The sequence below is a fragment of the Streptococcus sp. CSL10205-OR2 genome, from assembly GCF_025660655.1.
Classification (GTDB): domain Bacteria; phylum Bacillota; class Bacilli; order Lactobacillales; family Streptococcaceae; genus Streptococcus.
On the sequence record NZ_JAOTIN010000015.1, the window covers coordinates 1 to 25,885 of the forward strand.

Consider the following 25,885-nt stretch of genomic DNA (forward strand, 5'->3'; position numbering starts at 1 on the left):
GGGTTTAGAAACTTTAACAACTTTAAAACAAAAATTCTCATCGCTTTGAACATTAAAAGGGAGAGAATCAATGTGATTCTCTCCCGATCTTGATGAATAGTCACCCACTACAGTTGACAAAGAGCCTAGATTTTTTGTCTAACTTTTGGGGTGCAGTTCATATTCCTTATAAGGTTTTTCTTTTTTTATCTTTAACCACCAAGATAAGCTTTTCTCACTTCATCAGAAGTTAGTAAGTCTTGTCCAGTACCTGAAAGAACAATTTTACCAGTTTCTAAAACATAACCTCTATCAGCAATCGATAAAGCTTTGTGTGCATTTTGTTCAATCAATAAAATCGTTGTTCCTTGTTTTTGAATATCTAAAATAATATCAAAAATCTCTTGAATAAAAATTGGCGCAAGACCCATAGAAGGTTCATCAAGAAGTAACAATTTCGGTTGACTCATCAATGCTCTTCCCATAGCCAACATTTGCTGCTCACCACCTGATAAAGTGGCAGCATCTTGATTTTTTCTTTCTTCTAATCGAGGAAAACGTGAAAATACCTTTTTCAAATTCTTTTGATTTTCTTCTCGATTAGTTTGTAAAAAAGCTCCCATTTCAAGATTTTCTAAAACCGTTAAACCAGAAAAAACATGCCTTCCTTCTGGCACTTGAGATAAGCCAGAAGCTACAATTTTTCTTGCAGGGACTCTATGAATAGGATTGCCTAAAAAAGAAATGTCGCCTTTACTTGGTCTTACTAACCCTGAGATTGTTCGAAGAATAGAGGTCTTACCAGCACCATTTGCACCTATGAGACTAACAATTTCTCCTTCATTAACATCAAAAGAAACATCTCTTACAGCTTCAATCACACCGTAGCTAACAGATAAATTTTTAACAGTTAACATCATTATCCCTCCTCTCCTAAATAAGCTTCAATAACGCGCTTGTTGGTCTTGATTTCTTCAGGCAAACCGTGCGCAATCAGACGTCCATATTCTAAAACATAAATTCTCTCAGTGACTTCCATAACAAGACTCATATCATGTTCAATAAGAATAATGGTGATATTAAATTGGTCTTTCACCTGTCTAATTAAGTTTGTTAAATCTGCCGTTTCTTGTGGGTTCATCCCAGCTGCCGGTTCATCTAAGAATAAGATTTTAGGATCTGTTGCAAGAGCCCTAACAATTTCAAGGCGTCTTTGTTGACCATAAGGAAGGTTTTTTGCCAAGTAATCACTATACTTATCTAGATCAAAAATAGCTAATAGTGATAAGGCTTTTTCTTTTAGTTCTTCTTCTTTATGATAAAACTTGGGAAGTCTTAGCAAAGAGGTTAAAAAATCTGAACTTTTGTTGTTTGCCATGCCAACTAAAACATTATCTAAGACGGTCATATCTTTAAAAAGACGAATATTTTGAAAAGTCCTTGATAAACCTAAGGAAGCAATTTTATATGGCGTTTTCCCATTCAATTCCGTACCATCTAAAATGATACTACCCTCAGTTGGCTCGTAAACACCTGTTAAAAGATTAAACAAAGTTGTTTTACCAGCCCCGTTTGGTCCGATAAGACCAACAAGTTCTCCTTTGTTAAGTTCAATACTCACATTTCCAACTGCCGTTAAACCACCAAAGTTTTTGGTGACATTTTTTACTTCTAGAAGTGCCATTAGTTTTTGCCCTCCTTAAGATCCTTTTTAAACCATTTGGATAAGATTAATTCCTTTGTTCCCAAAAGCCCGCCTGGTCTAAAGACCATCACAAGTATCAATGCTAATGAGTAGATAATCATACGTAGTTCAGAAACATTTTGGAGAAACATGTTTAAAATACCAAGTACAAGTGCTGCAACGATTGTTCCCGTAATAGAACCGAGACCACCTAAAACAGCAATAATCAGGTATTCAATAGATTTCATGACCGTAAAGTCTTTGGGAACAACTGTTCCAATATATCCTACATAGAGTGACCCTGCGATACTGGCAGTCATGGCTGCAATCACAAAAGTTAACACTTTGATATTTGTCGTGTTAACCCCCATTGACTCAGAAGCAATCTCATCTTCTCTGATGGCAATGACTTGGCGACCTAGAGGACTTCTTAAATAGTTTAAGACTAAAATAGTAATCAAAACGACAAAGATAAAAACAACAGGCCATGTAGTGTATTGAAGAATACCTGATAATCCTGCAGCACCATTAGTCAATTCACCACCATTAACGATGATGATTCTGATGATTTCTGATGCTCCTAATGTTGCAATGGCTAAATAATCACCTTTTAAACGAAGGGTTGGAATACCAATAATAAGAGCAACTACTGCTGCGATTAAAACTCCAACAAGCATAGAAATATAAAAACCAGCATAAGTAGGCATTGATTTGGTTAAAATAGCTGTAGCATAAGCACCAATTGCCATGAATCCTGCTTGCCCAAGAGAAAATTGCCCAGAAAAACCTAATACTAAGTTAGTTCCAAGCGCCATAATCATGCTAATACCAATACCCATCAAAATTTGAAGGTAGTAAATGCCTAGTAACCCTGTACTTGATAAAATGGCAATGAGTGCAAAAAAGACGATAACTAAGAGAGCCCAAAGAAGATTAACTTTTAAATTCTTTTTCATCCTTACACCTTCTCTTTCACATTTTTACCAAAAATTCCGGCTGGCTTAACCAATAAAATAATAATTAAAACAGCATAAACAACTGCATCACGGTAGCTTGATAAGCCAAATGATACTGAAAACGTTTCTAAAAGCCCAATGACAAAACCACCAATAGCAGCACCAGGAATAATACCAATCCCACCTAAAACGGCAGCAACAAAGGCTTTAATACCAGGTGTCATCCCCATAAGTGGATCTATGGAATTATAATAAAGACCAATTAAAACACCCGCTGCACCCGCCAAGGCTGAACCTAAAGCGAAAGTAAAACTAATGGTACTATTAACATTAATTCCCATCAATTCTGCTGCATCACTATCCACAGAAACAGCGCGCATAGCTTTTCCCATTTTTGTCTTTTTAACAATAAATTGTAAAAGAATCATTAGTAATAAAGAAACCCCCAAAATAGTTAATTGCACATTAGTAATACTAATTGGACCAACGTTATATTTAACGGTTTCTAGGGCTTGTGGAAAAGCTCTTGTATTAGCTCCAAAGAGATAGACCATACCATATTCTAAGAAAAAAGAAACACCAATGGCAGTGATTAAAGCTGCAATACGTGTTGATTGACGAAGTGGTCGATAAGCTAAGAATTCTATCAATACCCCTAAAGCAGCTGTGATTAACATTGTTAAAATAAGAGCGATAAAAAAATTCATTTTGAATTGATTGATGAGATAGTAGCCTATAAAAGCTCCCATCATATACAAATCACCATGGGCAAAATTGATTAGTTTAATAATACCATAGACCATGGTATAGCCTAATGCTAATAGAGCATAAACACTACCTAAAATAAGCCCATTAACAAGTTGTTGAAGCATGTATTCACCAAACTTTCTATAAAATAATAATATCTGGAAAGACTATTGCCTTTCCAGATATTGACTGTGAAGATAAGGCAAGATTACTCAGCTGAAACAACTGTAGCAGAATCTTCTTTACCATCCTTAAGACCAATCATAACAACTGATTTTACAGGGTTGTGATTTTCATCAATGGTTATAGAACCAGTAACGCCTTCAAAATCAGATAATTTTGCAAGATTTTCGGCAATATCTTTAGATGACTTAGCACCTTCTGTTGCTTTAGCAACCATATAAACAGCGTCATAAGCTAAAGCTGCGAACATTGATGGTTCTTCGCCATATTTTGCTTTATATTTTTCGATAAAGCCAGCCGCACTATCTGAAATTTCTGAAGAGAATCCTGATAAGTAATAAACATCTGTTGTTGCTGCATCACCAGCTAATTCAACAAATTTTTCATCTCCAAAACCGTCTGGCCCAACAATGGGTTGTGTAATGCCTAAATCACGTGCTTGTTTGGTTAAAAGCCCTGTTTCATTATAATAACCTGGCATCACAATGGCATCAAAGTCTAAATCTTTAATTTCAGTTAAGGCTGCTTGGAAGTCAGTGTCTTTTGATTGGAATGTTAATTCTTTAACAACTTCACCTTTATAAGTTGCCTTAAATTCCTTAGCAATTCCTTTGGCGTAATCACTGGAATTATCATAATAAAGAACAACTTTATCAGCATTTAAGTTATCTGCTGTAAATTTGGAGATAACATTTCCTTGATAGCTATCAATAAACGTTGCACGAAAAACATACTCTTGTACACTACCATCTTCATTAACTGTTAGACTATCTTGAGTACCAGAAGGTGTCACAAGAGGAACACCAGCAGAAGTGGCATTGGGTGATGCAGCTGCCGTTGCACCAGACGTCGCTGGTCCAATAATGGCATTAACTTTGCCTTCTGTTGCTAAGTTAGTAGTTACTGAGGCAGATTCACTATTTTCAGATTTATTGTCTTTAGAAATTAATTCTACTTGCTTACCATCAATACCACCTGCGGCATTAATTTCTTCAACCGCTAATTCAGCTGCATTTTTTTGAGGCACACCATAAGCAGCCACACCGCCAGTTAACTCGAAATTAAGACCGATTTTGACAGTATCACCAATTTCATTACCCTCAGAGTTTGAGGAAGTTGTTGGCGCACTACCACAGGCAACAAGAGCCGTTGTTGTTAAGAACGTCACTGCTGCTAATAACCATTTTTTCTTCATATACTTTCTCCTTAATGCCATCCTATATAGATATGCTATTAAGAATACAGAATTATCTGACAATTGTCAAGTGATATTGCTCTTTTTTACAAAATTTTCTGAATATTTTTATTTTTCCCATAAATTACCAACGAAATTGAAGTCAATATCTTCAAAATAAGAAGGATAAGCTTCTTTAACAAACTTCAACTCTTTTAATTTATGCAAAACGGAATCAACTTCTTCTTGATTAACATACAAGACAAGATATCTCATTCGACGAGAATGATAAACGAAATCACCATACTTCATAATTTTTTTAGCATCTCGATTGTAGTAAAGATGCACAATAATCCCTACACGGTTAGTTTTATCAAACACTTGTTATTCTCCTTTCCCTATCATTATTTTAGTTTTATTATCTGTGATTGATTTTAGCTTCATTGTATTAAAGGTTTTAACACCTCATCATTGACTTTTTTATCTATTTTAAATTATAGCATAAAGTCTTTTTTTTAGAAATCTTAGCTTGGTTTTAAAAATAATAGCTAAATCATTAATACAAAAAAAAGCAGTTTGAACAAGTTCAAACCACTTTTTAATAGGTATCTTTTTTTATTTCAATTCATTTGCTGCCATAATTTCATCAATGAAACCATAAGCTAATGTTTCTTCTGCGCTCATCCAATAATCACGTTCAGCATCTTTATGAATTTGTTTAACAGTCTTACCAGAATTATCTGCTAAGATTTTTTCTAAAGTACGACGTGTCTTCAATAAATGTTCAGCAGCAATAGCCATATCCGTTTGTTGTGTGCCACCACCAGTACCACCCATTGGTTGGTGAATCATGTATTCAGCATGTGGTAGCATGAAACGTTTGCCTTTAGCACCACTTGAAGCAATGACCGTTCCCATTGAAGCAGCCATCCCCATAACGATTGTTTGGACATCTGCTTTAATAAAGTTCATTGTATCCACAATGGCTAATCCTGCTGAGACAGAACCGCCAGGTGTATTAACATAAAGATAAATATCTTTGGTACTGTCTTGGGCATCTAGGAAAAGCAATTGAGCAATGACAGAATTGGCCATATTGTCTTCAACTGGGCCTGTTAACATAATAATGCGATCTTTAAGGAGACGAGAATAAATATCATATGAGCGTTCGCCTCTACTTGTTTGTTCAATAACTACAGGAATCATTTGTCAATTTCTCCTTTATTTCTAATAATGACTTCATTATACTCCTTTGGTCAAAATTGGTCAAATATTTAACACTCACTTATTTTGTACCAAATAAACGATCGCCTGCATCTCCTAAACCGGGCACAATGTAGCCATCTTCATTTAATTTTTCATCTAAAGCTGCGGCATAAATATCAACATCAGGATGTGCTTCTTGAAGGGCTTTTACACCTTCTGGAGCAGCTACTAGACAAACAAACTTGATATTAGTAGCTCCACGCTTTTTCAGTGAATCAACACCAAGAACTGCTGAACCACCTGTTGCAAGCATTGGATCGACTAAAAGAATTTGACGTTTTGCGATATCATCAGGTAGTTTTACTAGGTATTCAACAGGTGTTAAGGTTTCTTCATTACGGTACATACCGATGTGACCAACTTTAGCAGCAGGAACCAAACTTAATAAGCCATCAACCATACCAATACCAGCTCTCAAGATAGGAACAATCGCTAGTTTTTTACCTGTCAGTTGTTTTTGAACTGTCTTAGTGATAGGTGTTTCAATTTCAACATCCTCAAGAGGCAAATCACGACTAACTTCATATCCCATTAGCATTGCAATTTCATTAACAAGTTCACGGAAATCTTTTGTCGATGTTGTAGTTCGTCTCAAGATAGATAACTTGTGTTCAATGAGTGGATGTGACATAACCTGAAATTTTCCCATGTTAATAACCGCCTTCTTTTTTTATTCTCTCTATTATATCAAAAAATCCTCTAAAAGAGGATGATAAAAAGTGATATTTTTTTGTTCTTATAGGATAAACCAATATCAAATAAAGTATGACTTTGTTCGAAAAATTATTCTTTCTGCCAGCCCAATTTTTTTCTTAATGCTACTGCTTTTTCTCCAAGTAATAAGTCAAGTGCCCCACTCCATAAGGAAAGTCCACCGTACACAATAATCCCAACACCACCAACTAAAATCAAGTAAATAACACTTAATAGGCGATTTTGTGGGAGTGCTATTAAACCTAAAATACCATTAACAACGATAACGGCAACAACCATAACTATGGTCATAATAATCATCAAGGTACTGCTTTTAACAAGTAAGCTACGATTAAAATTTGTAATCTCATGAATGCGTTTATAGATAAATACAATGGGAATAATGAGGGCAATCATCGTAGATAATAAAGGACCGTAAGAGTGAAAAACAAAAATAAAGGGAATCTGTAAAATTAGTTTTGCGATAACACCATATAGAAAATAAAGGACAGCCTTACGATTTTCAAACAAGGCTTGTAGCATTGGTGATGATACAGTGTATAATCCCAAAAAGACCGTTTGGAGCAAGGAAACAATAAATAAATGTAGTGCTAAAACGTCTGGTACTCCATAAAAAACCGTATATAGTGGAACGGCTAAAACAACCGAGCCAAAAATAGCTGGTAATAAGAATAAAAAGAGCATCTGTGTATTGTTAATAACCAATTTTGCTGCTGCTTTTTTGTCATTTTTAACAATGTTTTCGGTCAACAAAGGAATACCTGTTCCGGCTATAGCTGTGGCTACAGCAATTAAAATCATGGTTAGCTTACCAGGATTTGATGAAAAATAGGCAAACATAATCCGTAGTTCACGATTAGAATAATCTGTAAACCACCCCATGCTATTAATAAAAGTCATTTGGTCAATCAAGCGAAAAACTTGAATCGCACTACCAGTAATCACAAAAGGAATAGCCTCTTTAATCGTTTCCATTAAAATAGATTTGGTATCAAGGTCTATTGATTTTGGTGCTTTTAAAAAGACCTGATGGAGCATGTTTTCTTTCCATAAGAAATAAACCAAAACAGATAAGGAAGCAAACATACCAATAAAGGCTGCAAAGGTTGATTGGGTAACGGCTGCCACATAATCACCTGAACCCATTTTCATGATGTAAAAGGCTGTTAAAAGCATCCAGATAACTCGAATGACTTGTTCTGCTATTTGACTGATGGCATACGGTTTTAGATTATTAAAACCTTGGAAAAATCCTCTTAAAACACTCATGGCTGGAAAGACCAAAACAGCTAATGTTAAGCTTTGCATGACAGGAATCAAATCTTTACCACCACCGCTTAAGCCTGCTAAAACAGGAGAGCCAAAGAACATGATAACAGCAAAAAAGGAACCCAACAAAAGCATGAACATAAAGACTTTACGAATCAAGTAAAAGCTCATCTCAGGTTTATCAAGTGTGTTGTATTTTGCCACTTGTTTAGCGACTGCAACAGGAATACCTACTGTTGATACCAATAAAAAGAGCGCATAAATTTCATAACCCATACCAAAAAGAGCATTGGCTTCTGCTGCGTGAGGTGCCATCCATGCATACCATGGAATAATGTAAATCGCACCTAATAAGCGACTCAAAAAATTACCAAAAGTTAGCCAAGCCGTTCCTTGAACCATTTTTTCTTGTTGTGTCATTTTTGATTTCTGTTTGCTCATGTTTTTAATCTTTCTCATTCGTGATAATTTTATTATAAACTTTTGCGTAAGACTTGTAAATCGAGAACTTTAAGTCTAAAATATAAAGTATGATTACAATGAAAAAAACCTTAACGATTTTAAAAAATGATAATAATTTCAGAGAAATTGTGTTGAATAATCACTTTTATTATGATTGGAAAGAAGAGACATTTGATGCGCTTAGCTATGATAGTAGAAATGTCTCAAAATCTACTCTTTTCTTTGCAAAAGGACGTGAATTTAATAAAAGTTATTTAGAACAAGCCATTTCTGATGGTTTACAATACTACGTTTCTGAAAAAGATTATGAACTGACTATTCCAGTTATTTTGGTGAATGATATCAAACAAGCCATGAGTTTAATTGCTCAAGCTTTCTATGATTACCCACAAAATAAATTGAAACTATTGGCTTTTACGGGAACTAAAGGAAAAACAACAGCTGCTTATTATGCCTATCACATCCTAAAACAAAGTCATAAGCCCGCTTTATTATCAACGATGAACACCACTTTGGATGGCAAAACATTTTTCAAATCTGCCTTAACCACACCAGAAAGTATAGATCTTTTGGCAATGATGGCAAAAGCTGTTGAAAATGGTCGCACCCATCTCATCATGGAAGTTTCAAGTCAGGCTTATTTGATGAAACGTGTGTATGGGTTAACCTTCGATGTTGGGGTCTTTTTAAATATTAGTCCAGACCATATTGGTCCTATTGAACATCCTACTTTTGAAGATTATTTTTACCACAAACGTCTGTTATTAGAAAATAGTCGCTTTGTTGTTGTTAATCATCAAATGGATCATTTTGATGTGATCAAAGAACAAGTTGCTGATAGACCTCATGATTTCTATGGAAAAGACTCTGAAAATGCTATTTTGAATAGCCAGTCGTTTTCATTTGAAATAACCGGTAAATTAGCTGGACACTACGATAGTCAATTAATTGGTCATTTTAATCAAGAAAATGCCCTGGCAAGCGGTTTAGCTGCACTAAAACTAGGGGCTAGCCTAGAAGACATCCAAAAAGGTATTGCTGAAACAGTCGTCCCTGGAAGAATGGAAGTTTTAACACAAAAAAATGGGGCTAGAGTTTTTGTTGATTATGCGCATAATGGTGTGAGTCTTAAACAACTTCTCTCTGTTGTTACTCAGCATCAAACAGGTCAAATTGTTCTTATTATCGGTGCCACTGGCAACAAAGGTGAGAGTCGTAGAAAAGATTTTGGAGAGGTTATTAATCAATTCCCTCATATCCATGTGATTTTAACGGCTGATGATCCTAATTATGAAGATCCTTTTGTTATTGCTCAAGAAATTGCTAGTCATATCAAGCGTTCAGTGGATATCATTACCGATCGAGAAACAGCCATTAAAACAGCTATGACTCTGACAAGTCATGCTAGTGATGCTGTTGTTATTGCCGGTAAAGGGGCTGATGCTTATCAAATTATTGATGGGCAAAAAGTAGCCTATGAGGGTGACAGGGCTTTAGCTAAAAAATATCTATAGAAGATAAGAAAGCTATTATTTCCCATATTAACCTAGCGATTTATTTTTGACAGTCTCAGTTATTTTTTCTATGAGAGGACTATTATGACAATGAAAATTTTAAAATCTGTTAATCGTATGGCTGGTGAAAACACCTACTACCTTACCAATAACCAAGCAACCATTGTCATTGATCCAGGTAGTAACACAAAAGATATCTTAAATAAAATTACTTCCTTAGGAAAACCTGTGGTGGCTATTCTTCTCACGCACACTCATTATGATCATATCGTCAGTGTTGATGATGTGAGAGAAGCATTTAATCATCCCCCTGTTTATGTATCAAAACAAGAAGCTGACTGGCTTGGATCACCTAAAGACAATCTTTCGGCTCTTGGAAGATTTGAAGGCATGGGTGATGTTATTATCAAGCCTGCAGATTATTTTTATGACGATCATAAAGACTATAATATCGAAGGGTTTCAGTTTAAAGTTGTTGAAACACCTGGTCATTCGATTGGCAGTGTGTCCTTGATTTTCCCTGAAAGTGAAGCTGTTTTTACAGGTGATGCTCTTTTCAAAGGAACAATTGGCAGAACTGATTTACCAACTGGGAATTATGACCAGCTAATTACTAGTATTAAAACACAACTATTAACCTTACCCAAACATTATCGTGTTTTTCCTGGGCACGGGCAAAATACTGTGATTAGTCATGAAAAAATGTTTAATCCCTACCTAACATAAAAACCTATAGGAGTACAGTTCTGTTGTACTCTTATAGGTTTTTTATCTGTATCTCTTGATTAAGCTTTTAAGTATCGTCTCATTGATAGAACTGATCCTACTGAACCGATAAGAATTCCGATGAGGAATAAAGCTCCCATAGCATATAGTAGAAAAACATCAGGCTCATACATTGATAAATTTTGCTTGATTAAAGCCACATTGAATTTTTGATAAACAAAATGATAACCATAAAATAAGATTAATGATGGTAAAATAGCCCCAATAAGGCCCACCCAAGCGCCTTCAAGAAAGAATGGCCATCTAATATAAGAATTCTTTGCTCCTACTAATCGCATAATCATAATCTCTCTTCGACGAGAAATAATGGTGATACGAATGGTATTAGAGATAAGGAAAACAGCAACAAATAATAGTAAACCAGCACCTACAAGTCCCCAAGTTCTGATAACGCCAGCTATCCTAAAGATTCTCTCAGTATTTGCTCCACCATATTCGACAGAATCAATACCATTAATACCTTCAACTTCTTTGGCAACACTTTTAACAGCTTGTGGTGATGTTGTTGTAATGATGTAGACGGTGCTAAGTGGATTAGCATCTCCTTCAAAAATTTCCCATGAATCGCCAAGTGTTTCTTGAAGATTTTTTAACTGCTCTTCTTTGTCAGAAAAATCAATTTTTTCAACTTCAGGTATAGCAGCAATCTGATCGTATATTTTATGATAATTCTCATTAGCCACTAAAGTGCCATCTTGATTTGGAATTTGTTCTACGTAGTCAGTTGAATCAACTAGTAAAAAGGCATTGACTTGAATATTTTTTTCAATACCAGTTGCTAAACGTTCTGTATTTGCAATCACAGCTGAAAAAATTCCCACAAGAATTAAAGTGATTGACACCGAGCTAATCGCCACAAATGTCATCCAGCCATTTCTTTTGAGATTTTTCATTGATTCCCATAAATGTCTAAAAAATCTTCTAATCATCGTAACCGTACTCTCCTTTTTCTTCATCACGAGCAACACGACCATCTTCAATCGCAATCACTCGATGACGCAATGTGTCAACGATATTTTTATTGTGCGTTGCCATTAAAATCGTTGTCCCTTGAAGGTTAATCCGCTCTAGTAATTGCATGATTTCCCATGAATTATCAGGGTCCAAGTTTCCTGTTGGTTCATCAGCAATCAATAATTTAGGATTATTAACGATGGCACGAGCAATTGCAACACGTTGTTGCTCACCACCTGATAATTGATCAGGAAATGATCTCATTTTATGTTTTAAACCAACTAGTTCTAGTACTTCAGGAACACGTTTTTTGATATTACGTGGTCTTTCACCAATAACTTCCATGGCATAAGCAACATTTTCAAAAACTGTTTTCTTAGGAAGTAGTTTATAGTCTTGGAAGACAACACCAATACTACGACGCAAGTATGGGACTTCTCTTTTTTTCAATTTATTCAAATCAAAACCAGCTACTTTTAAAGAACCTTTAGTTAGTTTTTCCTCACGGTAAAGTAGTTTGATAAAACTTGATTTCCCAGCCCCTGAAGGACCAACGATATAAACAAATTCACCCTTATCAACAGTAATAGATACATTTCTAAGTGCTGTTGTTGAGCGATGATATTTCTTGCTCACATCTCTCATTTCAATTAATGCCATTATTTTTTCCTCTCTTATTATTCTATTCGCCATTTGAGATAAGCATCGATAAAGCCATCAATGTCACCATCCATCACTTTATCTACCTGAGCGACTTCAAAGTTTGTCCGATGATCTTTAACCATTGTATACGGAGTAAAAACATAAGATCTTATCTGGCTTCCCCAGGTAATTTCTTTTTTATCTCCTTTTAGAGCAGAGACTTCTTGTTCTTTTTTCTCTTGTTCTAATTGATAGAGTTTACTTTGAAGCATTTTCATAGCACGATCTCTGTTGCCATATTGTGTTCTATCAACAGTTGATGACACAACAATTCCTGTTGGAATATGGGTCAAACGAACACCTGTTGACACTTTATTGACATTTTGTCCACCAGCGCCACCTGAGCGAAAGGTATCCATTTTAATGTCGTCATCTTTAATCTCTACTTCAATGGTATCATCTAACTCAGGCATCACTTCAATTGATGCAAAGGATGTGTGACGCCGTTTTGCTGAATCAAACGGCGATATTCTCACTAGTCGATGAACACCCATTTCTGATTTTAAAAGACCATAAGCATTGGTACCCTCAAAAGAAAGTGTCACACTTTTAATGCCTGCCTCATCACCAGCTTGATAATCTAGGACTTCTACCTTAAAGCCTCTGGCATTACCAAAACGCGTGTACATTCTAAGGAGCATGTCACCCCAGTCTTGTGCTTCTGTACCACCAGATCCTGGATGAATTTCTAAAATGGCATTGTTACTGTCATAGGGTTCTGACAATAAGAGTGTCATTTCATAACTAATCATCATTTTATCCAGCTTATTTAAGGTTTCTTCTAATTCACTTTGAACAGAAGCATCTTCTGAAACCATTTCTTCTAAAATCTCAACTTCTTCACTGAGTTCAACCATTGTCTGAAAGGTTTGGTATTTTGATTTTAAATCATTAAGTTCCTGAGATACTTTTTGAGCCTTAATATTATCATCCCAAAAATGAGGATGAGTCATTTCGTTTTCTAAGAGAGCAATGTCTTCTTCCAATCGCTCTAGGTCAAAGAGACCTCCTGAAGCTAGTCAACTTCTCTTTATTTTCTACTATTTTCTGACGGATTTCTGAAATATCCATGGTCTATACCTCTTTAATATAATTCTACCTATTCTATCATAGATGAGCTTGTATTGCCATTCTTATAGTAATTATTTAAGAAAATTTTCATTACCAACTCACAAAAGCTAAGACAAAATAAAAATACTAGTCTGATAGTAGACTGTAGCACTTTTTTTATTTCTGACTATCTTATGACTCTACATCGTTGTAGAATAGTTTTCTCATATAGTTAACCGTTGATTAGAGAAAACACTTTTTAAGCTATAAAATAATAGGGCACAATTTCTATAGTACTATTTTAAAGGAAAATTATAAAGTCTGCAAGACGAAATCATTACTAATTATTACTTTTGTTGCAAGTCGTTAACATTTGGAATCACTTTTCCAACTGTTTTAGTGAAAACTAAAAGTGACTAGGAAATTCTAGTCACTTAAGTTATAGTCTATTTAACTGTTAAATGGCGTTTTTATCCATACCAAGTTTTCTTTGTCCCCATTTAACCAATTCGACAATGATAATCATTGAAAAACTTCCAATAAAGGTCACTAGCCATTGTCCTGGTGTTAATAGGCTGACATGGAAGAATTGATTGAAACCTGGAACAACAAGGGTTGACAACAATAGTAAAAAGGCAATAATAATCGACCAGTTAAAGAGTTTATTTTTAAATGGTCCAACTTTAAAGATGGATTGATAAACTGATTTCACATTATAAGCATGGAATAGCTGAATAAAACCAAGGGTTGCATAAGCCATCGTTAAGGCATCTGCGTGTATTTCTTGGTAGGTGCTATGTTCAGGGAAGCTAAGAGCAAAACCGTAAACACCAAGAACAAGAACAGTTTGCAAAATACCTTGATAGATGATTGCTTCCATGACACCACCCGCAAAGAAACTTGATTTTCTACCTCTAGGCTTGTGACTCATAACACCTGGTTCAGCCGGTTCAACACCTAAAGCAATCGCTGGTAGCGTATCAGTTACCAAGTTAATCCATAAGAGATGAACAGGTTGTAGCACATCCCAACCAAACAAGGTAGATAAGAAGATGGTTAACACTTCAGCAGTATTTGCTGATAGCAAGTACTGAATAGTTTTTTGAATGTTTGAAAAGACTTTACGCCCTTCTTCAACTGCCACAATGATGGTAGCAAAATTATCATCAGCAAGAACCATATCAGAAGCACTTTTTGATACTTCTGTTCCAGTGATACCCATACCAATACCAATATCAGCCGTTTTAAGTGCAGGAGCATCATTAACACCATCACCAGTCATGGCAACAACTTTACCTTGTGTTTGCCAAGCTTTTACGATACGAACCTTATGTTCAGGTGATACCCTAGCATAGACAGAGTACTGACTAACTACTTTTTGGAAATCCTCATCTGATAGGTCATTAAGCTCTGCCCCAGTCATGACATGGTCAACTGAATCATCTGTGATAATGCCAAGACGCTTAGCAATAGCTTCAGCGGTATCTTGATGGTCTCCTGTAATCATGATTGGTCGGATACCTGCTTCACGAGCGACTCTTACAGCCTCTGCTGCTTCAGGTCTTTCTGGGTCAATCATCCCCACCAAACCTGAGAAAATAAGATTATTTTCAAGAGTTTGTGACTGTAATTGAGGCACCTCGTCTTCGTATTTATAGGCCATCATTAAAACACGTAGAGCTCTTTTAGCTAAATCATGATTGACAGTTAAAATCGTTTCTTTATCCGCATCTGTAATTGGGCGAATATTACCATTTTCTTCAATATGGCTCAATCGTTTCAATAATTGGTCAGGAGCACCTTTAACAGCAACAAAATAGCGATTGTCTTCTACCTGATGAATGGTAGACATCAATTTTCGTGTTGAATCAAATGGCATCTCAGCCACACGAGGCTCGTCTACTAATTTCTCACGAACATCAAAATTTTGATCTAAACCAAATTGGATTAAAGCAGTTTCTGTTGGATCTCCGATTAAGGCTCCATCTTGAGCAATTTTACTGTCATTAGCAAAGGTCATAATACGTAAAGTAGTATTATCTTCTGCTAATTTTTCACTGGAAGATAACAATTGTCCATTCGTGTAGATTTTTTCAACCGTCATCTGGTTCATAGTAAGCGTTCCTGTTTTATCAGAAGCAATAATTTCAGTTGAACCAAGTGTTTCTACTGCTGGTAATTTTCTAACAAAGGATTTTCTTTTAGCCAGTACTTGCGTTCCTAGTGATAAAACGACAGTGACAATAGCTGGCAGACCTTCTGGTATCGCTGCAACAGCTAAGGCTACAGATGTTAATAAGCCTTTAAGTGGATCTTGACCTTTTAAAAAGACACCAACAACAAAGGTAACAACAGCAATGACCAAAATAACATAGGTCAATACTTTTGATAAATTATTTAAGTTTTGTTTGAGTGGTGTATCTGTTTCATCAGCATCTTGGAGCATTCCTGCAATATGACCAACTTCAGTATACATTCCTGTGTTTGTCACCACACCAATCCCACGGCCATAGGTAACACTTGAGTTTTGATAGCCCATATTAGCACGATCGCCAATAGGTGCATCTTCTTTTAAGACAACATCTAATGTTTTTTCAACTGGAACAGACTCTCCCGTCAATCCTGATTCTTCAATCTTAAGAGAATTGGCCTCTAATAGTCGCATATCTGCAGGAACAATGTCACCAGCCTCTAACAAGACCACATCACCCGGCACTAAATCTTTTGAGTCTACTTCAATCACATGGCCATCGCGACGAACACGCGCAACAGGGCTTGACATTGATTTTAAAGCATCAATTGCTTCTTCTGCTTTACCTTCTTGATAAACACCAAAAGCAGCGTTTAAAACAACAACCGCCATAATGATAATAGCATCTGCCCAGTCGTGACCACCTGATGTAATCACTGATAAAATAGCAGCTGCTACTAAGATAATAATCATTAAATCTTTAAATTGGTCGATGAATTTGGCGATAACTGATCTTTTTTCACCTTCTTCTAATTCGTTGCGACCAAACTCGGCTAAGCGTTTATGAGCTTCTTGATTGGTTAAACCTTCTTTTGAAGAGTTTAAAGCAGCTAAAACAGCCTCCTCATTTTGGATATAGTATAACTCTCGTTTTTGTTTTTTAGACAAAATAGTCTCCTCCTCTAGTCTTTTTCCATAGAAAAAGACCTGTTTTTTTCAAAACAAGTCTCGCTGTTTAAGATATGGCCGGAAATTTCTTTCGGATTGACGACCATATCACGGTTAAACCGTCTGCTACTCCCTTGATATCTTCTTATTATACAGGAATTTATCGTCAATAACAAGTGACATGGTCTCTAATCAAACCAATTAAGCAATAATTGATAGGAAGCCAAAATATTATCTGTTTCAGGTTCAATTAATAAATCATAATGTAAAAAAATCTTCTTATGATGAACATCCATTTCTAAATGGTTAGTCTTGGTCACTAAGTTTTGTAATCCCATGGGTGTTGCAATTTTAGCATTGTCATAATTTTTTAAACGAAACCGCATCACAGAAGTTGGTGATGAAAAGCGACTCATTACTAATTCATTTTCTTTATATTTAATAACGACTTTTTCTTTTTCATTATTAGAGTAACTAAAGTAGTGGGTATCGCCTTTTTTAACCCACTCAGCCTCATATTCTTCTGTGATAACATCAATTTGATTATCAATGGTTATAGTATTTTCTAATTTTATTTTCATTTCATCAGTTTCCTTAGTTGTTGGATTTAATTGTATCAATTTTAACTAAGCTTAGCAATGATAAAATCTTTATCTCTTTTACCGGTTAATTCTGGGAGAAGATTATTTTTTTTGCTATAATAAGCCTATGATAGAAAAAATATTTAGAGATCCTGTTCATAATGACATTATCGTTAAGGAACAGATTATTTATGATTTAATCAACACAAAAGAATTTCAACGATTACGTCGTATCAAACAGCTGGGAACAACTAGTTATACCTTTCATGGTGGTGAACATAGTCGTTTTTCTCACTGCCTTGGTGTCTATGATATTGCCAGACGAATGACAGAGCGTTTTAATGCTAATTATGAAACCATTTGGCACACAGAAGATACCCTTTTAACCATTGTATCAGCCTTACTTCATGATATTGGTCATGGTGCTTATTCCCATACCTTTGAAGGCTTATTTGGAACAGATCATGAAGAATTTACCCAAAAAATTGTGACCAGTCCTTCGACTGAAATTAATGCGGTGCTTCGCCAAGTATCAACAGATTTTCCCGAAAAAGTGGCTAGTGTCATCAATCATACTTATCAAAATAAGCAAGTCGTACAACTCATTTCTAGCCAAATTGATGCCGATCGCATGGATTATCTTCTAAGAGATTCTTATTTCACTGGTGCCAGCTATGGTGAATTTGATTTAACAAGGATTTTAAGCAGTATTGAGCCCACTGAAAATGGTATTATTTTTGATGCAGGCGGTCTACATGCTGTTGAAGACTATATCATTAGTCGTTACCAAATGTATATGCAAGTTTACTTTCATCCTGCTAGCCGTGCCATGGAAGTCTTACTTCAAAATCTTCTTAAAAGAGCAAAAGTTCTATACAAAGAACAAAAAGCATTTTTTGAAACCACATCACCTTATCTAATTCCTTTCTTGGAGCAACGTTTTACTCTTGATGATTATCTCAGTTTAGACGATGGTGTGATGAACACCTATTTCCAAAGCTGGATTAACTGTTCAGACTTTATTCTCTCAGATTTAGCCAATCGTTTTGTCAATCGTAAAGTGTTCAAATCTATTACATTTGATAGTAAAGGACATACCAATATTGATAGATTAAAAGAAATGGTCAAAGAAGCTGGCTATGATCCTGACTACTATACTGCTATTCATCGTAATTTTGATTTACCTTATGACATCTACCGTCCAGATGTTAAAAATCCAAGAACACAAATTGAGATTAAGCAACAAAATGGTGAAATTGTTGAACTATCAAAACTATCAACCTTAGTCGCAGCACTTTCAGGTACTATCCACGGTGATCAACGTTTTTATTTCCCTAAAGAAATGCTTGGTAAACCATTACCAATTTCATAAAACATATCAATTATGAATGAACAAACTAAAAAAGAGGCTGGGTGTATCCTAGCCTCTCAACTTTTGAAATTTGTTTTAAAAAAATAAGTGAGTCTAGTAACTAATAACATCTCTTTTTAAACTTTTTCTTTATCACCAGTAAAGATAACGAACTCGCTAGTTTTTATTTCTCTTTTTCTTCTATATAAGTCGTCCATGACAAAAAAGCAGAATTTTAGTAATATAGTAGTTAAGTATTTAACAATAAAACAAATTGGAGTGAACCATGACCATTAAACTAATCGCTATTGACATTGATGGCACATTAATCAACAATCAAAAAGAAATTACCAACGACGTCTATGACGCGATTCAAGATGCCAAACAAGCTGGTGTTAAAATTGTTATTACAACAGGAAGACCTATCGCTGGTGTGACACACCTATTAGAAAAACTTCGTCTTAAAGAAGAAGGTGACTACGTCATTACTTTTAATGGTGGATTAGTGCAAGAAACACTGACTGAAAATGAACTGATTAAAGAAGGTCTTAGCTATAATGACTACCTAGATTTAGAATGGTTGAGTCGAAAATTAGGTGTTCACATGCATGCTATCACTAAAGATGGTATTTACACTGCTAATAAAAACATCGGAAAATATACTGTCCACGAAGCTACGCTGCTTAGCATGCCAATTTTTTATCGCACACCAGAAGAGATGGCTAATAAAGATATCATCAAAATCATGTTTATTGACGAACCAGATATTTTAGATCAAGCTATTGCAAATATTCCCGAGAGATTCCAAAAAAAATACGGTTTGGTTAAATCTCAACCCTTTTATCTAGAAGTAGTTAATAAAAAAGTAAGCAAAGGCAATGCTATTATCCATCTTGCTGAAACATTAGGGATTGATATGTCTGAAACAATGGCTATCGGTGATGAGGAAAATGATCGTGCAATGCTTGAGGTGGTTGCAAGTCCTGTTGTCATGGCAAATGGTAATCCAAATCTTAAAAAAATTGCCAAATACATTACAAAATCAAACGAAGAAAGTGGCGTTGCTTATGCCATACGCCAATGGGTATTAAAATAATGTTAACCTATAAAATAGGATTATCTCCAAAAGAACATGATGATTTTGTCAAAAACAGTTCCCAAACTAATCTCTTACAAAGTAGTCAATGGGCCAAAGTAAAAGACAATTGGGATAACGATATTATTGGTTTCTACAATGATAAAAAATTAGTGGCTAGTGCTGCTATTTTAATCAAACAATTACCCCTTGGAATGACCATGTTATATATTCCAAGAGGTCCCGTAATGGACTATACTGACAAAGAATTGGTTCAATTTGTTATAGACTCTCTCAAAAAATATGGCAAAACTAAAAAAGCCCTCTTTATTAAATTTGACCCAGCCATCTTATTACGTCAACACCTTCTAGAGGAAGAGGGAAAAGACAATAAAGAAACTCTTGAAATTGTCTCAACACTTGAGCAAGCTGGTGCTTCATGGAGTGGTTGTACTATAAAAATTGAAGAAAGTATTCAACCTCGCTATCAAGCTAATGTCTATACACAAGAAAACATTGAAGATAGCTTTCCAAAGCATACTAAAAGACTCCTAAAAAAAGCTAATAATCGTGGTGTTATTACCTATAGAGCTACCAAAAAAGATATCGACGCTTTTGCTGATGTTGTGGCTCAAACAGAAGAAAGAAAAGGTGTTGCTCTTCGTAATAAAGAGTATTTCAAAAAAATGATGACTATTTTTGGAGATGATGCCTACTTACACCTAGCAAAAGTTAATTTAAAACAAGGTCTTTTGGATTATGAAGAACAGTTAAAAGACATTGAAACACAAATTGCTCAAACACAACCTCATCAAAAGAAACGTTTGAACAAATTAACAGAACAAAAAGAATCTGTTGCAAAATACGTTGCAGAATTTGGAGAATTTGTTAAAAAATACCCGGATGAATTAGTGATTGCTGGCATTTTATCCATCCGTTTTGGAAATGTCATGGAAATGCTTTATGCTGGAATGAACGATGAATTCAAAAGCTTTTTCCCTCAATATACCCTTTATCCTAAAGTTTTTAAAGATGCCTATCAAGATGGGATTATCTGGGCCAACATGGGAGGCATTGAAGGAACTTTAGACGATGGTTTAACAAAATTCAAGTCTAATTTTAATCCAATGATTGAAGAATATATTGGTGAATTTGATATTCCGGTTAACTCCGTTTTATATGGATTATCAAAAAAAGCCTACCAGATACGTAAACAAATGAGGAGCAAGCATTAATGGCCTTTACCGAACTTACAAAAGAAGAATTTCTCACTCACATCAGATCCGTTCAGTACAAATCTTTTATGCAATCTGAAGAAATGGCTACACTCTTTAGAAAAAGAGGTTATGAGGTATCATATGTTGGCTTAAAAGTTGAAAAAGACATCAAAGTGTCTGCACTAGTCTATATGATGCCAATGACTGGTGGCCTTCATATGGAAATCAATAGTGGTCCTGTTTCTTCTGATACACGTTTTTTATCTGAATTTTATAAGGGATTAACAAGCTATGCCAAAGAAAAAGGGGCTCTTGAATTAATTGTAAAACCCTTTGATACCTATCAAACCTTTGATAGCGATGGTAAACCAACAAGTAAACCTAAAAAAGAATTGATTGAAATACTCACCAATCTAGGTTATCATCATGATGGTTTGTTGACAGGCTATCCTGGTGGTGAACCCGACTGGCACTATGTGAAAGATTTGAAAACCATCACTAGTGATCATTTGTTACAATCCTTTAGCAAAAAAGGCAAGCCACTTGTGAAAAAGGCAAAAACATTTGGTATCACTTTAAAAAAATTGAAACGTGACGAGTTGTCAATCTTTAAAGACATAACGGCATCTACTTCTGAAAAATATGGCAATGTTGATAAACCACTTGATTATTATGAAGATTTCTTTGATAGTTTTAAAGATAAGGCAGAGTTTATGATAGCTACTTTAAACTTCAATACTTATCTACAACATTTGAATCAAGATCAAGAAAAATTAAAGCAAAAAGTAGAACAGTTGCAACAACGTTTTGAAAAAACACCATCTACCAAAACACAAAACCAATTGTCTGAATTGCAGCAACAAATAGAAACATTTGATATCAGAAAAAAAGAAGCACAGCAGTTTATCACAGAATACGGTGATCAAGAAGTTGTCTTAGCTGGAAGTCTTTTTATCTATACCAAACAAGAAGCAGTGTATCTCTTTAGTGGTTCCTATGTGGCATTTAATAAGTTTTATGCACCAGCACTATTACAAGAATATGTTATGCTAGAAGCGATTAAAAAACAGATCCCACTTTATAATTTCCTTGGTATTACTGGTGATTTTGCCCATGAAGATGGTATTTTACGTTTTAAGCAAAACTTTAATGGTTATATCACTCGTAAGATGGGAACTTTTAGATATTATCCTAGTCCATTTAAATTTAGACTACTGCAAGGAATTAAAAAGATTCTAGGCAGATAAAGAAAAAACACTTGTTTTAAAACAAGTGTTTTTTTATGATTCATTTGATTAGTTAGCAAAATCAAGAAGTGCCAAGAAACTATCTGGCTGAAGAGAAGCTCCTCCAACTAAAGCACCATCTACATCTGGACAAGCCATATAATCAGCAATATTTTCAGGTTTAACAGAACCACCATATTGAACACGTACTTTATCAGCAACGTCTTGTCCAAAATCAGCTGCTACTACTTCACGAACAGCTTGACACATGTTTTGAGCATCATCTTTAGTTGCTGATTTACCAGTACCAATGGCCCAAATTGGCTCATAAGCAATGACTAAAGAAGACACTTGTTCTTCAGACAAACCTTTAAGTGCTGCAGATACTTGTGCACCAACAAATTCTACTGCTTTACCAGCTTCGTAAGTTTCAAGTGTTTCACCACAACAAATAATAGGAGTCATGTTGTTCTTAAAAATAGCATGTGCTTTTTTATTAATATCTTCATCAGTTTCATGGAAATATTCGCGACGTTCTGAATGACCAATAATAACGTAGTCCATACCCATATCAGAGAGTACTTTTGGACTAGTTTCACCAGTGAAGGCACCAGCATCTTCAAAATAAGTATTTTGAGCAGCTACTTTTAATTGGCTACCTTTACTTGCTTCTTTAACACTATGAAGTAAAACTGGTGAAGCACCAATAACAGATTCTACTACTTCATTTGATGGCAAGTTATCTTTGACAGCATTAACAAAATCTACTGCTTCTTGCACATTTTTATTCATTTTCCAGTTTCCTGCGATAATTGGTTTACGTGACATTTCACTACCTCTTCTTTTTTTATTTACATTGTATATTATATCACATTTGATCAATCTTTAAAAGATTTATCTAGCAACAACAGAAAAAAGCCCTATCAAGATAGAGCTTTTTTTATTTGTTGTCTGACAAATAATTGTTATCTGGGAACTTAATTTCTTAAGCTTCGATTTCTGAAACGATACCTGAACCAACAGTACGTCCACCCTCACGGATTGAGAATGTTGTACCTTGTTCTACGGCGATTGGGTGAATCAATTCAACATCGATAGTCACGTTATCACCAGGCATAACCATTTCTGTACCTGCTGGAAGTTCAATTGAACCTGTTACGTCAGTTGTACGGAAGTAGAATTGTGGACGGTAGTTGTTAAAGAATGGAGTGTGACGTCCGCCTTCTTCTTTAGAAAGGATATACACTTCACCTTTAAATTTAGTGTGTGGGTTGATTGAACCTGGTTTAGAAATAACTTGTCCACGTTCAATTTCATCACGTTGGATACCACGAAGAAGAACACCTACGTTGTCTCCTGCAAGACCTTCGTCAAGTTGTTTACGGAACATTTCAACTCCAGTAACAACTGCTTTAGTTTTGTCTTCTTTAATACCAACGATTTCGATTTCATCGTTAACACGAACAGTACCACGATCGATACGTCCTGATGCTACTGTACCACGTCCAGTGATTGAGAATACGTCCTCAACTGGAAGAAGAAGTGGTTTGTCAGTATCACGTTCTGGTTCTGGAATGTACTCATCAACAGTTTTCATCAATTCCATGATAACATCTTCTGCTGCTGAATCACCTTCAAGAGCTTTAAGAGCTGAACCTTGAATGACTGGAAGATCATCTCCTGGGAATCCATATTCTGACAATAGGTCACGGATTTCCATTTCAACTAATTCAAGCAATTCTTCATCATCAACAAGGTCTACTTTGTTCATGAAAACAATAAGGTGTTTAACACCAACTTGGCGTGAAAGAAGGATATGCTCACGAGTTTGTGGCATTGGTCCATCAGTTGAAGCCACAACAAGAATAGCTCCGTCCATTTGAGCAGCACCAGTGATCATGTTTTTAACGTAGTCCGCGTGTCCTGGGGCATCAATATGCGCATAGTGACGAGACTCAGTTTCGTACTCAACGTGTGCAGTATTGATAGTGATTCCGCGTTCGCGTTCTTCTGGAGCAGCATCAATAGAAGCATAGTCTTTAGGCTGGTTTACAGAACTAGGAAGACGGCGTGCAAGTACTGTTGTAATTGCTGCAGTTAGGGTAGTTTTACCATGGTCAACGTGTCCAATTGTACCAATGTTAACATGGGGTTTACTACGATCGTATTTTTCTTTTGCCATTTAGGAAAAGCCTCCAATAAAATATATTTTATAGATAGACTATATGAAACAGCCTAACTTTACCCTACTATTTTAACAAATTACAGCGAAAAAGCAAGCCTTTTATGACTCTTTTGCCAATTTCTTTATTTTGTTAGCTGATGATAAGGTCTTATTTCGACAGTTTGACCAATATTAGATGCATAAATCCATTCTTTATTTTTCAATGCTTCAAAATTTTCTGCCTGTCCCGTTAAAATAACACCTGAAAATTTAGCACTTTTACTATCAGGATTATTATTAATAAAACTTAGAACATCTTCTTTTATTTCAAATTGACCATTTTCCCAACCATAACTACTTTCAATCCATTGATTATCAAGTGCTGATTGTAGATTTTTGATAAAAACATCATAATTACTATCAAAATCAACCCCATCTGAAGATCGATTAGGGTCTTCATATAATTTCATTCCATATAAATCACTTGGATAAAAATCAACCGTATCAAAATCACTTGTTGTTCCAATCCAATACCAATTAATCATTAAATTATCAGGAATCATGTTTCTTATTTCATCTAAAGTATAAGGTTTATCAAAGGTGACAGCAATCTCAACTGCTTGTCCTTTCAAATCTGGTACAAAAGTAATATCTTGAGTCAGTTGATTATAACTATTTTCATTGTAATTGAAGTTAACGTTATAAAAATGAGGAAATTTATAATGACTAGCATGGGTATAACTTGACTGGCCATCATCTCCTTCTAATAAGTATTCACCATTATCGACATCACGGTTTCCGTTTAATGAATAGTATCCTTGGTAAGGTTCAAAAGGAACTTCAATACCATCTATATTCTTATAACGATGTGATTCAAAAATACCTGTAAATTGGCTGGTGGCATAAAAATGCCAATTGCTATAAGAAATATTAGGATAAGCGATTTCCGAAAGAAGCAGATATCTATCCTTTATCTCCTCACCATGTTTTTTAGTCAGTTCATTCAATCCTTTATACCCTAAAAATAATAGAACAAATACTATCAAAACACTGGCAGTAACTGTTTTAATAAGCTGCTTTCTTTTATTTTTTTGAGCAATTTTTTCAAAAATGTTTATTTCCATCGTTATATCCTTTCTGAAGTAATAATGTTTTCAATTCTTGTCTTCCTCGGTACAAATTTGTTTTGACTTGTGATTGACTCATACCAAGAAGCTTTGCTGTTTCTTTAATAGTAAATCCTTGAAAGTAATAACAATCTAAAACCAGTTGATAGCGTTCACTCAGTTCTTCAATGGCTTCATATAAGTAGGAATAACTATCATCATCATATTTTAGCCAATCTTTTTCATTGAAAAATGATTTTTGAATCAGCTCATGGTACTTTTTATCTCGTCTATAGCGATCAATATATAACCTAATCGCTGAGCGATAAAACCAAGAACGCAATTTATCAAGAGGGAGGATAATCTCGCTTTCCAGTAACTTCACTAAAATGTCTTGGGTAATATCAAGGCTGTCTTCTTTTGAAATAGTTGACTTTCTTAAATAAAAACTAACTTCTTGAGCTATTTTTACCAATTCAGTCTCATAAGCATCTAGTTTAATTATCCCCACCCCCTTTCACTAATATAACGAATAAGATGATTAAAAGGTTACAAAACGTAAAAAAATCTGCCTAGGGCAGATTTT

The 25,885-nt window shown here is 35.2% G+C and carries 23 protein-coding genes and 1 pseudogene; 6 read left to right on the forward strand and 18 right to left on the reverse strand.

Annotated elements, in window-relative coordinates:
• Nucleotides 1–191: 191 nt before the first annotated feature.
• From N7659_RS07120 to N7659_RS07160, 9 genes are all read right to left on the reverse strand, one after another.
• Nucleotides 192–902, reverse strand: coding sequence for an ABC transporter ATP-binding protein (locus tag N7659_RS07120; RefSeq protein ID WP_263276494.1), 711 nt, complete (start codon nt 900–902; stop codon nt 192–194).
• The gene (locus N7659_RS07125; protein WP_263276465.1) at nt 899–1,663 is read right to left on the reverse strand and encodes an ABC transporter ATP-binding protein; all 765 of its coding nucleotides are present in this window, start codon (nt 1,661–1,663) and stop codon (nt 899–901) included. The genes N7659_RS07120 and N7659_RS07125 overlap by 4 nt, the downstream gene beginning before the upstream one ends.
• Nucleotides 1,663–2,619: a branched-chain amino acid ABC transporter permease gene (locus N7659_RS07130; protein WP_263276466.1), complete on the reverse strand. Its 957-nt coding sequence runs from the start codon at nt 2,617–2,619 to the stop codon at nt 1,663–1,665. Before N7659_RS07130 ends, N7659_RS07125 begins: the two co-directional genes overlap by 1 nt.
• A 2-nt stretch (nt 2,620–2,621) precedes the next feature.
• Entirely contained in the window at nt 2,622–3,491 is an 870-nt protein-coding gene (locus N7659_RS07135) for a branched-chain amino acid ABC transporter permease (RefSeq protein WP_263276467.1), read from the reverse strand.
• Nucleotides 3,492–3,574: 83 nt separating this feature from the next.
• Entirely contained in the window at nt 3,575–4,744 is a 1,170-nt protein-coding gene (locus tag N7659_RS07140) for an ABC transporter substrate-binding protein (protein WP_263276468.1), read from the reverse strand.
• 108 nt (nt 4,745–4,852) lie between these two features.
• A complete protein-coding gene (locus N7659_RS07145) occupies nt 4,853–5,104 on the reverse strand; it encodes a DUF2129 domain-containing protein (protein ID WP_263276469.1) in 252 nt (83 codons plus the stop codon).
• A gap of 234 nt (nt 5,105–5,338) precedes the next feature.
• Nucleotides 5,339–5,929, reverse strand: a complete 591-nt coding sequence (locus N7659_RS07150) for an ATP-dependent Clp protease proteolytic subunit (RefSeq protein ID WP_199567078.1) — start codon at nt 5,927–5,929, stop codon at nt 5,339–5,341.
• Nucleotides 5,930–6,008: 79 nt separating this feature from the next.
• A complete protein-coding gene (gene upp, locus N7659_RS07155; RefSeq protein ID WP_263276470.1) occupies nt 6,009–6,638 on the reverse strand; it encodes a uracil phosphoribosyltransferase in 630 nt (209 codons plus the stop codon).
• A 134-nt stretch (nt 6,639–6,772) separates the two neighbouring features.
• Entirely contained in the window at nt 6,773–8,413 is a 1,641-nt protein-coding gene (locus N7659_RS07160) for a polysaccharide biosynthesis protein (protein WP_263276471.1), read from the reverse strand.
• A gap of 89 nt (nt 8,414–8,502) precedes the next feature.
• Between N7659_RS07160 and N7659_RS07165 the strand changes: the two genes are divergently transcribed.
• Nucleotides 8,503–9,948 carry a UDP-N-acetylmuramoyl-L-alanyl-D-glutamate--L-lysine ligase gene (locus N7659_RS07165; RefSeq protein ID WP_263276472.1) on the forward strand — a complete coding sequence of 482 codons (1,446 nt, stop codon included), beginning with the start codon at nt 8,503–8,505 and terminating at the stop codon, nt 9,946–9,948.
• A gap of 90 nt (nt 9,949–10,038) precedes the next feature.
• Nucleotides 10,039–10,674, forward strand: coding sequence for an MBL fold metallo-hydrolase (locus tag N7659_RS07170; protein WP_263276495.1), 636 nt, complete (start codon nt 10,039–10,041; stop codon nt 10,672–10,674).
• Between the two features lie 59 nt (nt 10,675–10,733).
• Here the strand turns inward: N7659_RS07170 and ftsX are convergent, their stop codons facing one another.
• From ftsX to N7659_RS07195, 5 genes are all read right to left on the reverse strand, one after another.
• Nucleotides 10,734–11,663 (reverse strand): permease-like cell division protein FtsX, encoded by a 930-nt coding sequence (ftsX, locus tag N7659_RS07175; RefSeq protein WP_263276473.1) that lies wholly within the window; start codon nt 11,661–11,663, stop codon nt 10,734–10,736.
• Nucleotides 11,656–12,348, reverse strand: coding sequence for a cell division ATP-binding protein FtsE (ftsE, locus tag N7659_RS07180; protein WP_263276474.1), 693 nt, complete (start codon nt 12,346–12,348; stop codon nt 11,656–11,658). Before ftsE ends, ftsX begins: the two co-directional genes overlap by 8 nt.
• 17 nt (nt 12,349–12,365) lie before the next feature.
• Nucleotides 12,366–13,461, reverse strand: a protein-coding gene (gene prfB / locus N7659_RS07185; protein ID WP_263276475.1) for a peptide chain release factor 2 whose coding sequence is annotated in 2 segments (ribosomal slippage) — nt 12,366–13,388 and nt 13,390–13,461 — 1,095 coding nt in all. Because the reading frame shifts where the segments join, the coding sequence is not laid out codon by codon here.
• Nucleotides 13,462–13,897: 436 nt separating this feature from the next.
• Nucleotides 13,898–16,579, reverse strand: a complete 2,682-nt coding sequence (locus N7659_RS07190) for a calcium-translocating P-type ATPase, PMCA-type (RefSeq protein WP_263276476.1) — start codon at nt 16,577–16,579, stop codon at nt 13,898–13,900.
• 188 nt (nt 16,580–16,767) lie between these two features.
• A complete protein-coding gene (locus tag N7659_RS07195) occupies nt 16,768–17,160 on the reverse strand; it encodes a DUF1934 domain-containing protein (protein ID WP_263276477.1) in 393 nt (130 codons plus the stop codon).
• Between the two features lie 127 nt (nt 17,161–17,287).
• Here N7659_RS07195 and N7659_RS07200 point away from each other — a divergent pair.
• From N7659_RS07200 to N7659_RS07215, 4 genes and pseudogenes are all read left to right on the forward strand, one after another.
• Nucleotides 17,288–18,514: pseudogene (locus N7659_RS07200) on the forward strand (HD domain-containing protein); the annotation flags it as partial.
• Nucleotides 18,515–18,797: 283 nt separating this feature from the next.
• Nucleotides 18,798–19,607, forward strand: coding sequence for a sugar-phosphatase (gene yidA / locus N7659_RS07205; protein WP_263276478.1), 810 nt, complete (start codon nt 18,798–18,800; stop codon nt 19,605–19,607).
• A complete protein-coding gene (locus N7659_RS07210) occupies nt 19,607–20,821 on the forward strand; it encodes an aminoacyltransferase (protein ID WP_263276479.1) in 1,215 nt (404 codons plus the stop codon). The genes yidA and N7659_RS07210 overlap by 1 nt, the downstream gene beginning before the upstream one ends.
• A complete protein-coding gene (locus N7659_RS07215) occupies nt 20,821–22,050 on the forward strand; it encodes an aminoacyltransferase (RefSeq protein ID WP_263276480.1) in 1,230 nt (409 codons plus the stop codon). Before N7659_RS07210 ends, N7659_RS07215 begins: the two co-directional genes overlap by 1 nt.
• Before the next feature lie 48 nt (nt 22,051–22,098).
• Here the strand turns inward: N7659_RS07215 and tpiA are convergent, their stop codons facing one another.
• The 4 genes from tpiA to N7659_RS07235 all read right to left on the reverse strand — a co-directional run bounded on the left by tpiA (nt 22,099) and on the right by N7659_RS07235 (nt 25,810).
• Nucleotides 22,099–22,857, reverse strand: coding sequence for a triose-phosphate isomerase (gene tpiA / locus N7659_RS07220; protein ID WP_263276481.1), 759 nt, complete (start codon nt 22,855–22,857; stop codon nt 22,099–22,101).
• Between the two features lie 157 nt (nt 22,858–23,014).
• On the reverse strand, nt 23,015–24,211 hold the full coding sequence (tuf, locus tag N7659_RS07225; protein ID WP_263276482.1) for an elongation factor Tu: 1,197 nt from the start codon (nt 24,209–24,211) through the stop codon (nt 23,015–23,017).
• Nucleotides 24,212–24,336: 125 nt separating this feature from the next.
• Nucleotides 24,337–25,317 carry an anti-sigma factor gene (locus tag N7659_RS07230; protein WP_263276483.1) on the reverse strand — a complete coding sequence of 327 codons (981 nt, stop codon included), beginning with the start codon at nt 25,315–25,317 and terminating at the stop codon, nt 24,337–24,339.
• Nucleotides 25,298–25,810 (reverse strand): RNA polymerase sigma factor, encoded by a 513-nt coding sequence (locus N7659_RS07235; RefSeq protein WP_263276484.1) that lies wholly within the window; start codon nt 25,808–25,810, stop codon nt 25,298–25,300. Before N7659_RS07235 ends, N7659_RS07230 begins: the two co-directional genes overlap by 20 nt.
• Nucleotides 25,811–25,885: the final 75 nt, after the last annotated feature.

Excerpts from the sequence above, each read along its gene's own strand:
- N7659_RS07160 (WP_263276471.1), bottom strand. The coding sequence starts at position 8,413 with ATGAGCAAACAGAAATCAAAAATGACACAACAAGAAAAAATGGTTCAA.
- N7659_RS07170 (WP_263276495.1), top strand. The coding sequence starts at position 10,039 with ATGAAAATTTTAAAATCTGTTAATCGTATGGCTGGTGAAAACACCTAC.
- yidA (WP_263276478.1), top strand. The coding sequence starts at position 18,798 with ATGACCATTAAACTAATCGCTATTGACATTGATGGCACATTAATCAAC.
- N7659_RS07130 (WP_263276466.1), bottom strand. The coding sequence starts at position 2,619 with ATGAAAAAGAATTTAAAAGTTAATCTTCTTTGGGCTCTCTTAGTTATC.
- tpiA (WP_263276481.1), bottom strand. The coding sequence starts at position 22,857 with ATGTCACGTAAACCAATTATCGCAGGAAACTGGAAAATGAATAAAAAT.
- N7659_RS07215 (WP_263276480.1), top strand. The coding sequence starts at position 20,821 with ATGGCCTTTACCGAACTTACAAAAGAAGAATTTCTCACTCACATCAGA.
- upp (WP_263276470.1), bottom strand. The coding sequence starts at position 6,638 with ATGGGAAAATTTCAGGTTATGTCACATCCACTCATTGAACACAAGTTA.
- N7659_RS07150 (WP_199567078.1), bottom strand. The coding sequence starts at position 5,929 with ATGATTCCTGTAGTTATTGAACAAACAAGTAGAGGCGAACGCTCATAT.
- N7659_RS07210 (WP_263276479.1), top strand. The coding sequence starts at position 19,607 with ATGTTAACCTATAAAATAGGATTATCTCCAAAAGAACATGATGATTTT.
- ftsE (WP_263276474.1), bottom strand. The coding sequence starts at position 12,348 with ATGGCATTAATTGAAATGAGAGATGTGAGCAAGAAATATCATCGCTCA.
- N7659_RS07135 (WP_263276467.1), bottom strand. The coding sequence starts at position 3,491 with ATGCTTCAACAACTTGTTAATGGGCTTATTTTAGGTAGTGTTTATGCT.
- N7659_RS07140 (WP_263276468.1), bottom strand. The coding sequence starts at position 4,744 with ATGAAGAAAAAATGGTTATTAGCAGCAGTGACGTTCTTAACAACAACG.
- N7659_RS07230 (WP_263276483.1), bottom strand. The coding sequence starts at position 25,317 with ATGGAAATAAACATTTTTGAAAAAATTGCTCAAAAAAATAAAAGAAAG.
- ftsX (WP_263276473.1), bottom strand. The coding sequence starts at position 11,663 with ATGATTAGAAGATTTTTTAGACATTTATGGGAATCAATGAAAAATCTC.
- N7659_RS07165 (WP_263276472.1), top strand. The coding sequence starts at position 8,503 with ATGATTACAATGAAAAAAACCTTAACGATTTTAAAAAATGATAATAAT.
- N7659_RS07195 (WP_263276477.1), bottom strand. The coding sequence starts at position 17,160 with ATGAAAATAAAATTAGAAAATACTATAACCATTGATAATCAAATTGAT.
- tuf (WP_263276482.1), bottom strand. The coding sequence starts at position 24,211 with ATGGCAAAAGAAAAATACGATCGTAGTAAACCCCATGTTAACATTGGT.
- N7659_RS07125 (WP_263276465.1), bottom strand. The coding sequence starts at position 1,663 with ATGGCACTTCTAGAAGTAAAAAATGTCACCAAAAACTTTGGTGGTTTA.